Genomic DNA, 13,228 nt, shown 5'->3' on the forward strand with positions numbered 1-13,228 from the left:
ACTGAATTATAAAAAATGAAACCCCCATCAAAAGCCCTATTTTTAGACTTTTTATAGGTTTATTCACATATTGTTATTTTAATAATCACAATGTCTCTAAAAGATACAAAAGTTATTCACATTTTTATAAGTAAAATTTAAACTTTCATATTTTCAAAACATATTTTTTCGAAATTCACACTGCTTTTAATAATATGCTTTTTGCCATAAAGTTCAAATTCTAACTCATTAGCATGTAACAAAAGTCTCTTAGCGCCACTTAGTTTTACTCTCTCATCTCTTTCTATTTTTCTATCTAGATATCTAACCACACTCTCTTCACTCTGTCCATAGACTGGATCTCCAACTATGGGATGTTTCATGTGAAACATATGGACTCTTATCTGATGCTGTCTTCCTGTATGAGGAGAGCACTCTACTAATGTTGTATCTGTTATGGGGAAGTACTTCAATGGTCTAACAAATGTTAAAGACTCTTTTCCAGTTGGATCAACTTTTACAACCATTCTCACAAGTGCACTCTTTTCATCATCGTATCTTAAAAGTGGAGCATCGATACGCAGTTCCTCTTTTAACTCTCCATGAACCATAGCAAGATACTTTTTCTTCATATCTCTCTCTTGAAACATCATCTTAATATCTACTTCACTCTTTTTGTCTTTTGCACACAAAACAAGACCGCTAGTCTCTTGATCTATTCTATGAGCAATGTTTGCATTCATCCCAAACTGAGCCTTAAGCTCATCTATCAAAGAGTACTCTGTAAATCTATTTTGAGGATGGATAAGCATTCCACTTGGCTTATCAAAAACTACGAATCTCTCTTCAATAAAGTGTGGAGCCAAGCCTTTTGAGATAGGCTCAAAATATATATACTCTACCTCACCTTGTAAATAATCTGATGGTTTTACTATCGGTGCTCCATTTACAAGAACTCTCCCAATTGCTATATATCTTTGAATCTCTCTTTGAGAAAGTTCTAACTCTCTTTTTAAAAAACTAAAGGCTCTCTCTTTTTGGGTGGCAAATATTTTTTTAATTATAAATGGCAATATTTAATCCTTCTATTAGCGTATTTTTTGTAAAATGATTCTATTAGCTTTACGCAAATTTTACAGTAATTAGGTTGAATAAATGATAGAGAGATACTCAAGAGAAGAGATGAGTTCTAAATGGACTATGCAAGCAAAATATCAAGCTTGGATGGATGTGGAAAAAGCAGTTGTTAAAGCTTGGAATCGATTAGGGCTTATTCCAAATGATGACGCTAAAAAGATAATTGACAATGCTGGTTTTAGCATTGAGAGAATTGATGAAATTGAAGCGATTACTCGCCATGATCTTATAGCATTTACAACTAGTGTTTCTGAAACACTGGGTGAAGAGAGCAGATGGTTTCACTATGGCATGACAAGTTCAGATACAGTTGATACTGCGGTTGCGCTTCAGATGAAGAGCTCTTTAGAGTTAGTTATAGAAGATGTAAAGATGATTATGGAATCTATCAAAAAGAGAGCGATGGAACATAAGATGACTTTGATGGTCGGACGTTCTCATGGTATTCATGGAGAGCCTATAACATTTGGTCTTGTGTTAGCTGTTTGGTATGATGAGATGGCTAGACATTTAGAGAACCTTGAGCAAACACTTGTTGTTATAAGTGTTGGACAAGTTAGCGGGGCAATGGGTAACTTTGCTCACGCTCCACTAGAACTTGAAGAGTTTACATGTGAAGAGTTAGGGCTTAAACCTGCACCTGCTTCTAACCAAGTTATTCAAAGAGACAGATATGCAAGACTAGCAACTGCACTTGCACTAATGGCAAGTTCAATTGAGAAGTTTGCAGTTCAAGTTCGTCACTGGCAAAGAACTGAAGTTTATGAGTGTGAAGAGTATTTTGCTGCTGGGCAAAAAGGCTCATCCGCAATGCCACACAAACGCAATCCTATACTAACAGAAAACATAACAGGTCTTGCTAGAATGATAAGAGCTTATGCGATTCCTGCTATGGAGAATGTTGCTCTTTGGCACGAGAGAGATATCAGCCACTCTTCAACTGAGAGATTTTGGTTACCAGATAGTTTTATAACGACTGACTTTATGTTACACCGTATGAATAACGTTATAGCGAACCTGACCGTTTACCCACAAAACATGATGAAAAATCTAAACTTGACTGGCGGTTTGGTCTTCTCTCAAAGAGTTCTCTTAGAGCTTCCACTCAAAGGTGTTAGTCGTGAAGATGCTTATCGAATAGTTCAAAGAAATGCTATGAAAGTTTGGCAAGAGATACAGCAAGGAAAACCTACAACAAATGAAAAAGGCGAATCACTTTATCTAAATCACCTTTTAGCAGATGAAGAGTTGAGAGCATCTCTTAGCGAAGAGGCTATTCGTGAGTGTTTTAATTATGACTACTATACTAAAAATGTAGACAGAATTTTTGATAGAGTTTTTAGAAAATAAATGACATAATTGCGCTATTATTTGCTCAATACAATTAAGAGTTTAAAACAGATATCAAAATTAAAATCAGTGTTAATATAGTTATTTATAGTAGCACTTTTGCTTAGGAAATTAAATGGTAACAATAATAAAACGAAACGGTAGAACTGAAAAACTAGATATTTCTAAAATTCAAAAATATACCTCTGCAGCCGTTGAAGGCTTAAGCAATGTATCTCAAAGTGAGTTGGAAGTTGATGCACAGATTCATTTTCGTGATGGAATTACATCTAAAGAGATACAACAAACTCTAATTAAAACTGCGGTTGACAAGATAGACATAGACGCTCCAAACTGGACATTTGTTGCTTCAAGACTATTTCTCTTTAATCTCTATCATGAAGTAAACGGATTTACTGGCTACTGCTCCCTAGAAAACTACTTTGAGAGAGGGGAAAAAGAGGGCAGACTTCTATATGGTTTAAAAGGAATGTATAACCTTGAAGAGCTTGAAAAACATATCAAACCTGAACGTGACATGTTATTTAACTATCTTGGAGTTAAAACACTCTACGATAGATATCTCATAAAAGATAAAAACTCAAACCCTATAGAGTTGCCTCAACATATGTTTATGGCGATTGCTATGTTTTTGGCACAAAGAGAAGAGAAGAAAGAGGAGTGGGCAATCAAGTTTTATAACATGATTTCTACTTTTGAAGTGATGTTAGCAACTCCAACTCTTAGCAATGCAAGAACAACAAGACATCAATTAAGCTCTTGTTATATAGGTTCAACTCCAGATAATATAGAAGGCATTTTTGACTCTTATGCTGAGATGGCAATGCTCTCAAAATTTGGTGGAGGAATTGGCTGGGATTGGACAAATGTTCGCTCAATGGGTTCATACATAGATGGGCATAAAAATGCTGCTGGCGGAACTGTTCCATTTTTAAAAATCACAAACGACATTGCAGTTGCTGTTGATCAGTTGGGAACTAGAAAAGGTGCTATTGCAGTTTACATGGAGCCTTGGCATATTGATATAAACGACTTTTTGGACTTAAAGAAAAACTCAGGTGAAGAGCGTCGTCGTGCTCATGATTTGTTTCCTGCACTTTGGTTAAATGATTTGTTTATGCAAAGAGTTGAGGAAGATGCAATTTGGACTCTTTTTGACCCTTACGATTGTAGGGAACTCACGACCCTTCATGGAGAAGAGTTTAACAAAAAGTATGTAGAGCTTGAGAAAAATGAGGCTATTATAAAAGAGAAATTGAAAGCCAAAAACCTTTGGAAAAAAATTCTCACCTCTTACTTTGAAACAGGTTCACCTTTCTTGTGTTTTAAAGATAACGCAAATAGAGCTAACCCTAACTCACACTCTGGCATCATTAGAAGCTCTAACCTTTGTACAGAGATTTTTCAAAACACAAATCCTAACCATTACAAGATAAAATTTATTTTTCAAAATGGTGATAGCGTTAGTTATGAAGAAGAGGAGATTATAGAGGTTGATAGTGGACTTAAAAAACCTGCTAAAAAGGTAACTGCACTTGATTCTATTGGTGGAAGAGAGATTTATGTAGTTGAGAAAGAGAAGATAAATGGCGACACAGCTGTTTGTAACTTAGCATCTGTAAATCTATCACGCATAAACACAAAAGAGGATATTGATAGAGTTGTACCAATTGCTATTCGAGCCCTTGATAACGTAATTGATTTAAATTTCTATCCGATAGAAAAGGTAAAACGCACCAACATGAAGACAAGAGCAATCGGCCTTGGTGTTATGGGTGAAGCTCAAATGTTAGCTCAAGAAGGTATCTCTTGGGGAACACAGGAACACTTTGACAAAATAGATGAAATCATGGAGAGCGTTAGTTTTAATGCCATCTCAGCTTCTAGTGATATCGCATTGGAAAAAGGCTCTTATAGTGAATATGAAGGCTCAAAATGGAGCAGAGGCATTATGCCTATGGATCATGCTACTGCTGAAGTTAAAAACCTAGTTGATAGAGGAGGGCTTTTTGCTTCAGCCTATGAGTGGGAAGAGCTACGTACAAAAGTTAAAAATCAAGGCATAAGAAACGGTTATCTTATGGCTATAGCACCGACTAGCTCTATCTCTATATTAACAGGAACAACTCAAGCCATTGAGCCTGTGTTTAAGAGAAAGTGGTATGAAGAGAATCTCTCTGGACTTATTCCAGTTGTTGTACCTGAACTATCTCCAGAAACTTGGGCATACTATACTCCTGCGTATGATTTAAACCAGACTTTACTCATTAAAGCCGCAGCAATTCGTCAAAAATGGCTAGATCAAGGGCAAAGTTTAAACATCTTTATAACACTGGATAAAGCAAGTGGAAAATACTTAAATGAGATCTACATGTTAGCTTGGAAACTTGGTTTAAAATCTACTTACTATTTACGCTCACAATCTCCAGAGATGGCAAGTGATGTTGAAGACAGAAGCATGGAGTGTGTAGGTTGTCAATAAATAACTTAGTACCTCTATCAAAAAGCTCTCTGGAGAGCTTTTTAAAGAGGTTTGATTATTTTAGAGACTCAGAGCTTCGCCAAATAGAGATAATCTCTCCTAGCGTCATTAAAATTACTCTAGCAGCTCAAGATAGCGCTAGAGGATTTGACTGGATAACAGTTTCACTTGAGTTTAGCTCTGTTAGTGATGCAAAAATAATTGAAAATTCAAAACTCTCACATATAGATTTAGGAGAAGGCATAACACTCCTATATCAAGAGGAGACATTTGCTTTTATGATTGGAACATACAACAAACTCTCAGATACACAAAGTTCAATCTGCTATATAAAATCATCTTCACTAAAATATCAAGAGGGTTCGTTCTAAAACCCTTACGTTAACTTTTCATTAGCCCTTCATTATCACTTCATAAACCATTTAGTTATAACATTTTAATATTAAAATTGAAGGATTTAAGATGAAGAAAATATTTTTATTATCACTAATGGTGGCAATATCTGTTTATGCCAAAGACGGCATTGGGTTTAAATATGCTCCGCAAATCACAGAACGTGAGTTTCCTACAAGCCAAAACAAAATACTCTCTTACAATAACATACTAGAAAATGTAAGGACAAGCATTGTTAATATTTCTATAAAAAAAGAGATAAGCAGTGCTGGATTAAATGCAAATCCTTTTTATAATGACCCATTTTTTAGAGAGTTTTTTAGAGGTTATGGGCAAGTTCCACAAGAGAGAATTGAGCAATCACTTGGTTCTGGAGTTGTTGTCTCAAAAGATGGATACATTATCACAAACAACCATGTAGTAGATGGTGCCAATGAGATAATAGTAAGTATCGCGGGAGATAAAAAAGAGTATGCGGCAAAACTTATTGGCAAAGATGAGAAGAGCGATTTGGCAATTATAAAAATTGATGCAAAAGAGCTAAATGCTGTAACTTTTTTTAACTCAGATGAGGTGAAAGTTGGTGACGTTGTTTTTGCACTTGGAAATCCATTTGGAGTAGGTGAGACTATCACACAGGGGATAGTCTCTGCAACTGGCAGAAGTGGGATGGGAATAGTTGAGTATGAAGACTTTATACAAACAGACGCTTCTATAAATCCTGGAAATTCTGGTGGCGCACTTATAAACTCAGCAGGGCAGTTAATAGGTATCAACTCTGCAATTATCTCAAAATCAGGCGGAAACGTGGGCATTGGATTTGCAATTCCTTCAAACATGGTAACGACTGTTGCAACAAGCTTGATAGATAATGGAAAATATACAAGAGCATATCTTGGAGTAAATATCTCGGATATAGACAGCGACATGAGCACTCTATATAACAACAACTACGGAGCTTTGATAACTGGGGTTGAAGAGAATTCACCTGCAGCAAAAGCAGCCCTTAAGAGAGGTGATTTAATTATCGCTATTGATGATAAAAAAATCACAGGTGCGAGTGAGTTAAAAAATACAATTGGCGCATTTGCTCCATCAAAAGAGGTAAGTGTAAAGTACTTAAGAGATAAAAAAATACTCACTACAAAAGTAACTCTTGGCACAAACGAGAAGATTGCATCTAATGGAGAACTTGGGTATAAAGGTTTAAAATTAAGCACTACAAACAAGATACAAAAAGAGCAAAAAAATCTCTCAATAAATGGTGTACATGTAATAGAAGTAGATGAAAAAAGTGAAGCTTTTAGGGCTGGAATAAGAAAAGGCGACGTAATTATACAAGTAGAAGATAGTGAAATTATAACTTTAGATGATTTTAAAAAAGCAACAGAACCCAAAGGAAAAAAAAGAATTTTCTTGGTTAGAAAAGGCGCTATATTTGCCGTTGCACTATAAATAAAAAGAGGAGAGATAGATGAGGGTAGTTTGTCCATATTGTAAAAGTGTAAATAATGTTCCACAAAAAGATAGTTATACAAAAGCAAATTGCGGAAAATGTAAAGAGTCGCTTCTTGATACAAAACCCATAGAGTTAACAACTCTTAACTTTGACGAGGTAATCGTAAATAGCGACATTCCAGTGGTAGTTGATTTTTGGGCTCCTTGGTGTGGCCCATGTAAAATGATGGCTCCAAACTTCCAAAAAAGTGCCATGAATTTTCCACTTAAAGCACTTTTTGTAAAGGTAAATACTGAAAATGAGCAAAATTTAGGAGCTAGATTTGGAATCAGAAGTATCCCAACCATCATAGTTTTTAAAAATGCTAAAGAGGTACACAGAGTATCAGGTGCACTTGATGAGAGCGCTTTAAATAGATTGGTTGCACAATTTATATAGTATAATTATTTTTAATAACTATAAAAGGGTAAATATGAGCAGAGATACAGTAACACTAACAAACAATCGTAATGGCAAAAGTTATGAGTTTCCCATACTTGATGCAACCGTAGGACCTTCCGTTATAGATATATCAACTCTATATAAAGAGACCAACATGTTTACTTATGATGAGGGTTATACATCAACTGCATCATGCAAATCTGATATAACTTATATTGATGGGGAAGCTGGAAAACTTATGTATAGAGGCTATGATATAGCATACCTAGCAAAAAAGAAGAGCTTTTTAGATAGTGCTTATCTGCTAATAAATGGTGAGTTACCATCAAAAGAGGAGCTAGAGAATTTCGCTTTTGAGATGAAAAAACGCTCTTTTGTACATGAGGGAATAAAAAAACTCTTTGACTCTTTTCCAGATTCAGCACATCCAATGGCGATACTCTCAGCTGGAGTCTCAGCACTCTCTACTTTTTATTTTGACCATTTAAATATAAAAAATAAAGAAGAGTATTGCGAAATGGCAAATAGAATTGTTGCAAAAATCCCAACATTAGCCGCTTTTTCATACAGATACTCAAACGGTTTGCCTATAATATATCCAGACATGAATAAAGGCTTCACAGAAAATTTTCTCTATATGTTAAGAGCTTATCCGCATAGTTATGTTGAACTAAAACCTATTGAGATAAAAGCACTTGATACTATTTTCACTCTCCATGCCGACCATGAGCAAAACGCTTCAACAACTGCCGTTAGAAATTTAGCTTCCACTAACGCCCATCCTTATGCAGCGATAAGCGCAGGAATTGGTGCTTTGTGGGGACGAAGTCATGGCGGAGCTAACGAGAGTGTTATACGTCAGTTAGAGATGATAGCAACAGTTGATAGAGTAGATGAATTTATAGCTCGTGCAAAAGATAAAGAAGATTCATTTAAACTGATGGGATTTGGACACCGTGTTTACAAAAACTTTGATCCACGTGCAACTATTCTTAAAGATCTCCGCAACAGACTCGTAGAAGAGCTAGGCATTAGCAGTGAGCTTATAGAAGTTGCAAACAAGATAGAAAAAATTGCACTTAATGATGAGTATTTTGTTAGTAGAAATCTCTATCCAAATATCGACTTTTATTCAGGATTAATTCTTCAAGCACTAAAAATTCCAACAGAGATGTTTGCAGTTATCTTTGTTATAGGAAGAACTCCTGGGTGGATTGCACAGTGGAGTGAACTAAACCAACAAAAAACAGTAAAAATAGCAAGACCTAGACAGTTATACAGAGGTCCCATAGAGAGAACTCCAGAGTATTAAAAACTCTGGAAACTTTAGTTTAAGATTTAAGTCCGTAATACTCCGCTAACTCAGGTTTTCCATACTCATACCCTTGAACAAAGTCAATACCGAGTTCTTTAACATGTAGAGCTATCTCTTTAGAACTAACAAACTCCGCAATTGTTTTTATACCTGCTTTTTTTGCAAAATTTATCAAAGATATAGCCATTAATTCTACATTTTTATCTTTTGCTAAATTCTCTATAATTGTTCCATCTAGTTTTATATAGTCTGTATTTAATCTAACGATATTTGTAAAGTTTGAGTATCCACTTCCAAAATCATCTATTGCTATTTTACAGCCATAACTCTTCACAAACAGGATAAACTCCTCCACAAGGTTATAATTTTTTATATCCTCTGATTCAACTATCTCAAAAGTTATCCTTTGACCACCAAAGAGGTCCAATCTATTTTTAATATAAGCAATAAGAGATGGTGAAGCTATATTTTCATAGGTTAAATTTATGGATAGGTTCACACTATTTTTAGAGTAGATATCAAATACTTTATGCAACATCTGTCTTGTAAAGTACTCCCAAGTTTTATCCTCTTTTACAGCATCTAAAAACATATATGGAGTTACTATATTGCCACTTTCATCAATCAACCTAGCCAATGCTTCATATTTAAAAATTTTACCACTATTTACATCAACAATTGGTTGGAAATATGGAATTATTTTATCATTATCAAGAGCTTCTTTATATATTTTTAATTTATCAAGCATCTGTTTTCTAATCTCTTTTTGCTCAATTTCACCACAATATACATAAAACCCTTTAGTAGTACTTGAGGCTTTTATAAGAGCCATATTCGCCATATTTAAGAGTTTTTTCTTTCCATAAGCTATTCCAATTGTATAGTTTATAACTATCTTATACTCAACATCTTTATATACCATTTCACAAACTCTATTTTGCAAAATAGCATACTCCATAATAGAGAGATATTTTTCAAATTGACTCTGCCTTGTTACTAAAATAGCAAATTCATTTGTACTGAGTCTAAATAAAAATGTCTCTTTGTCTAAGATGGTTCTTCTTAAGTCTTTGGATTTTTCAATGATTATATTATCTAGGAGTTTATTATCATACTGCTCTTTTAGATGGGTAAAATCATTTAGGGAGATTATCATCAGCATAGCTCTATCTTCGAGTTCATGTACAGCTTCAAAGAGTGCCGCTTTATCAGGAAGTTTTGTAAGTTTATCAATACTACAAGATAGATTTTTATCTATCTTATTTTTATAAAAAACAACTCTATTTCTTCCATCTTTTTTGGCTTCATATAGATTTTTATCAGCTATATTATATACATCATCCGAACTCAAAAGTTCTATTGAGGGAGAGAAATTCATAACACCAAAAGATGCTGTTACATAATCAGAAACTTTGCTTTTTTCATGATTTATTTTTAAATTTTCTATACTTAATCTAATATTTTCAACATAATTCATAACATCATCATCGTCCATATTTGAAGTAATTATTGCAAACTCTTCGCCACCAATCCTAAAAGCAAAATCATTGCCCCTCCCAGAAGAGATACTCAAACATTCTGCAATTTTTCTTAAAACATTATCGCCTGCTTGATGACCATAAAAATCGTTATACTGTTTAAAATAATCTACATCTACAATAATTAAGCAGAAATTTAACATATTTCTTTTTGCACGACCTAACTCTTTTACCAATATTTCTGAAAAGTAGCGTCTATTAAAAAGAGATGTCAACATATCCGTTACCGATAACATCTCAACTCTTTTTTTATCTGTTATATCCTCTTTAATAGCGCAATAACCTATTTTTATCCCATTTTCATCATAAAGAGGCTCTATAACTACTTTAATCCAAAAAAGAGTCCCATCTTTTTTGATATTTTGAAATTCACCTCTCCATATTATATTTTTAGAGATAGTACTCCAAAGATCTTCTACATAGCTCTTTTTTAAATCAACATGTTTTAAAACACTATGATTTTTTCCTATAAGTTCTTCTTTGCAATAACCTGTAAAATCAAGGTATGCCTTTGTTACATCTGTAATATTTCCATCTAAATCAGAGTATGAAAGAAATATATTCTTATTGATAATTTCATATTGTCTAGTTAGTTCATAAAACTGCTTGTTTAATTTATCATAAATAAGAGATTCTTTTAATTCTTTATCAATTTTTATAGATAGAGATTTTATAGACTTTAAAATAGTTTGAAGATTCTCTTTTTTATTTAAGATATAACTATGCGCATGTATCTCTATAGCTTTTTGCAAAGAGGTTATACTCTCCTCTTTGGCAAGTATTATAATACCTTTGGCAATACTCTCTTTATGAATTAAATCAAGAGTAGAAATTGTAGGCTTATCTTCTTTTGCTATCTCAAAAAGTATAACATCTACTCTATTTTCTTTAGAAATTTTAAGTAAATCATCCAAATCATTGGCTTTATATACTACTTCAAAGAGCTTACTCAAATAAGGCATTAAAGAGTTACAAATATCTCCATCATCATACTTGTATAAAAGAGTTAATTTATTCAAAATATTCATCTATCTATCTTTATTCTTGTTTTTTATTATTAACTATATCAGTTTTTTTATAAAATAGATTTAATATTTTAATATTTGTATTTTTATGTGGATAAATGTGCGATTTTTAGGCAGATTAAATTTTAACAACAGAGTATAAAACTCTGTTGTTAAACTACTTTATATATGAACAGCAGTAGTCAGTAACAGTTCTAATTTTTAAATCAAAAGATGAGTTTGCAGGAACATTAAAACTCTCTGGTGTGTTTAGAGTTTTCCAATCTTCATTTGGAAGCCTGATATCAAGCTCCCCGCTCATCATCTCCATAATTTCTGCCTCAGCAGTATTAAAAGTATATTCACCAGGCATCATGATTCCAAGAGTTTTTCTTGTGCCATCTGCGAATTCAACTGTTCTGCTTGTAACCTTTCCGCCATCGTAAATATTTGCTTTTTTTACTACCGTTACATTTTCAAATTTTGTCATTTTATCTCCTTTTTTTCTATTATACCCTATTCCCAATCTAAGAGTCTCTGCTGTCCCTCTAAGCCTCTGATATGGGTTACGTCTTGAGATACCTCAATAACACCTTTATAAGTGCCTTCATCGTCTCTTATTGCAAAATAACGAATGTGAATAAACTTACCTTTAAAAGTTATCCAAAATTCAGCCTCATCTCTGCGACCTGCTTTAAATTCACGTAAAATCATTAAAACCTGATCAACACTCTTTGGAGGGTGGCAAAATTTCACTTCACGACCGATAATCCCTGCACTTCTTGGAAATACTCTATCATCGCCACGGTTATAAAAGATAACAATATCGTTTTCATCAACGTACGTTATATCAACAGGCATGAATTTCAAAAGCCAGTTAATTTGCTCAGGTAACATGTAGCCCTCATCTAACTTGATTCTATTTTCAAGTGAAAATGGCAGTTTACGTTTTTGCTTATCTTGAGATGGGTGAATATATTCGCCCTCTACATGTGGAGGATAAGCTGCTGGAGCTTCATCAAACATCCAACCTATCTCTTCATCTCCCGCTCTCATCTCTTTCCAGTCATCTTCATCTAACATGTTCATTGCATTTGGAAGAAGTCTTCCCTCTTCAACTTGCATAATGTGCTCTAAATTTGAAAAAACTCTCTGAAGCTGCTGCATCAAAGCGGGCATATTTTTCTCTTGAACTAACGCTTTTGCAGTTTTAATCTCTGCTCTTATATCATCATGAAAAGCCCACATATTTTGGCTTGGACTTGTCCAACCATATTTTTCCAAATATGGAAAAAGTTGATTCTCTTTTCTTGCAAAGTGTTTCTCAACTAAGCAAAGTTTATTGAATTTTGCTTCAAACTCTTCAAAATTTTCTACTATATTTATACTATTAATACTTCCAATGAGACCTCTCATCAGCATATTTTCTTCCAGATAAACTTTTAATGGATGCCCATCTGGCAAATTTAGATACGAATTCATAATATTTGTTCCTTGAATATTTAAGTAACAAAATTATACTCTTTAAAAAAAATCTCTCTTTGATTTATAACAAGAGAAAAGTTATTGCTGTTTCAGTCTAACTCTTTGAGAATGAGTAATAGCAACTGCAATAGCATCCGTAATATCAAGCGGTTTTATCTCTTTTTTTATATTTAAAAGCCTCTTTGCCATAAATGCAACTTGCTCTTTTGTAGCTTTACCGTTTCCTGTTAATGCTTTTTTTACCTGAAGAGCCGTATATTCACTAAACTGTCCAAACTGCTGGATTAACATTAGCATAATAGCACCACGAAATTGTGCAAGTTTTATAGTTGTTTTTGGATTATGTGCATAAAAAATATCTTCTATTGCAACTTCATCTATTTTATGATTTTTAAATATTCCCTCAAAAGCTTCAACCATTTGGGGAATCTGAAATTGCAACTCTTCGGCTTTTATCTTTATAAGTCCTGCCTCAATTAACGCTATTTTGCCTTTTTCTAAAGAGATAAGAGCATAACCCATTTTTCTTGTTCCTGGATCTATTCCTAAGATTGTCATACTTCTTCTTTCACATGTAATCAGTTTACTATTCACATAATTTTAACTTTGTTTATGGGAATTATAGCTACTATTCACATAATACAA

11 protein-coding genes are annotated in these 13,228 nt (G+C 33.7%); 6 read left to right on the top strand and 5 right to left on the bottom strand.

Annotated elements, in window-relative coordinates; genetic code table 11:
- Positions 1–137: 137 nt before the first annotated feature.
- Positions 138–1,052 carry an RluA family pseudouridine synthase gene (locus tag SUDEN_RS10880; RefSeq protein WP_011373708.1) on the bottom strand — a complete coding sequence of 305 codons (915 nt, stop codon included), beginning with the start codon at positions 1,050–1,052 and terminating at the stop codon, positions 138–140.
- Positions 1,053–1,134: 82 nt separating this feature from the next.
- Here SUDEN_RS10880 and purB point away from each other — a divergent pair, with 82 nt between their 5' ends.
- The 6 genes from purB to SUDEN_RS10910 all read left to right on the top strand — a co-directional run bounded on the left by purB (position 1,135) and on the right by SUDEN_RS10910 (position 8,553).
- Positions 1,135–2,466, top strand: coding sequence for an adenylosuccinate lyase (purB, locus tag SUDEN_RS10885; RefSeq protein WP_011373709.1), 1,332 nt, complete (start codon positions 1,135–1,137; stop codon positions 2,464–2,466).
- Between the two features lie 115 nt (positions 2,467–2,581).
- Positions 2,582–4,948, top strand: coding sequence for a ribonucleoside-diphosphate reductase subunit alpha (locus tag SUDEN_RS10890; RefSeq protein ID WP_011373710.1), 2,367 nt, complete (start codon positions 2,582–2,584; stop codon positions 4,946–4,948).
- Positions 4,930–5,319 (top strand): hypothetical protein, encoded by a 390-nt coding sequence (locus tag SUDEN_RS10895; protein ID WP_430742000.1) that lies wholly within the window; start codon positions 4,930–4,932, stop codon positions 5,317–5,319. Before SUDEN_RS10890 ends, SUDEN_RS10895 begins: the two co-directional genes overlap by 19 nt.
- A 91-nt stretch (positions 5,320–5,410) precedes the next feature.
- On the top strand, positions 5,411–6,796 hold the full coding sequence (locus SUDEN_RS10900; RefSeq protein ID WP_011373712.1) for a Do family serine endopeptidase: 1,386 nt from the start codon (positions 5,411–5,413) through the stop codon (positions 6,794–6,796).
- Positions 6,797–6,815: 19 nt separating this feature from the next.
- The gene (gene trxC / locus SUDEN_RS10905; RefSeq protein ID WP_011373713.1) at positions 6,816–7,238 is read left to right on the top strand and encodes a thioredoxin TrxC; all 423 of its coding nucleotides are present in this window, start codon (positions 6,816–6,818) and stop codon (positions 7,236–7,238) included.
- 34 nt (positions 7,239–7,272) lie between these two features.
- Positions 7,273–8,553 carry a citrate synthase gene (locus SUDEN_RS10910; RefSeq protein ID WP_011373714.1) on the top strand — a complete coding sequence of 427 codons (1,281 nt, stop codon included), beginning with the start codon at positions 7,273–7,275 and terminating at the stop codon, positions 8,551–8,553.
- 19 nt (positions 8,554–8,572) lie between these two features.
- On the opposite strand, the gene SUDEN_RS10915 is transcribed toward SUDEN_RS10910, so the two are convergent.
- The 4 genes from SUDEN_RS10915 to ruvC form a co-directional block, all read right to left on the bottom strand.
- Positions 8,573–11,122, bottom strand: coding sequence for an EAL domain-containing protein (locus tag SUDEN_RS10915; RefSeq protein ID WP_011373715.1), 2,550 nt, complete (start codon positions 11,120–11,122; stop codon positions 8,573–8,575).
- A 154-nt stretch (positions 11,123–11,276) separates the two neighbouring features.
- Positions 11,277–11,588 carry a pyrimidine/purine nucleoside phosphorylase gene (locus SUDEN_RS10920; protein ID WP_011373716.1) on the bottom strand — a complete coding sequence of 104 codons (312 nt, stop codon included), beginning with the start codon at positions 11,586–11,588 and terminating at the stop codon, positions 11,277–11,279.
- A gap of 26 nt (positions 11,589–11,614) precedes the next feature.
- A complete protein-coding gene (locus tag SUDEN_RS10925) occupies positions 11,615–12,580 on the bottom strand; it encodes a DUF438 domain-containing protein (RefSeq protein ID WP_011373717.1) in 966 nt (321 codons plus the stop codon).
- Positions 12,581–12,661: 81 nt separating this feature from the next.
- The gene (gene ruvC, locus SUDEN_RS10930) at positions 12,662–13,141 is read right to left on the bottom strand and encodes a crossover junction endodeoxyribonuclease RuvC (protein WP_011373718.1); all 480 of its coding nucleotides are present in this window, start codon (positions 13,139–13,141) and stop codon (positions 12,662–12,664) included.
- Positions 13,142–13,228 lie beyond the last annotated feature (87 nt).

The organism is Sulfurimonas denitrificans DSM 1251 (assembly GCF_000012965.1).
Taxonomy (GTDB): Bacteria; Campylobacterota; Campylobacteria; order Campylobacterales; family Sulfurimonadaceae; genus Sulfurimonas; species Sulfurimonas denitrificans.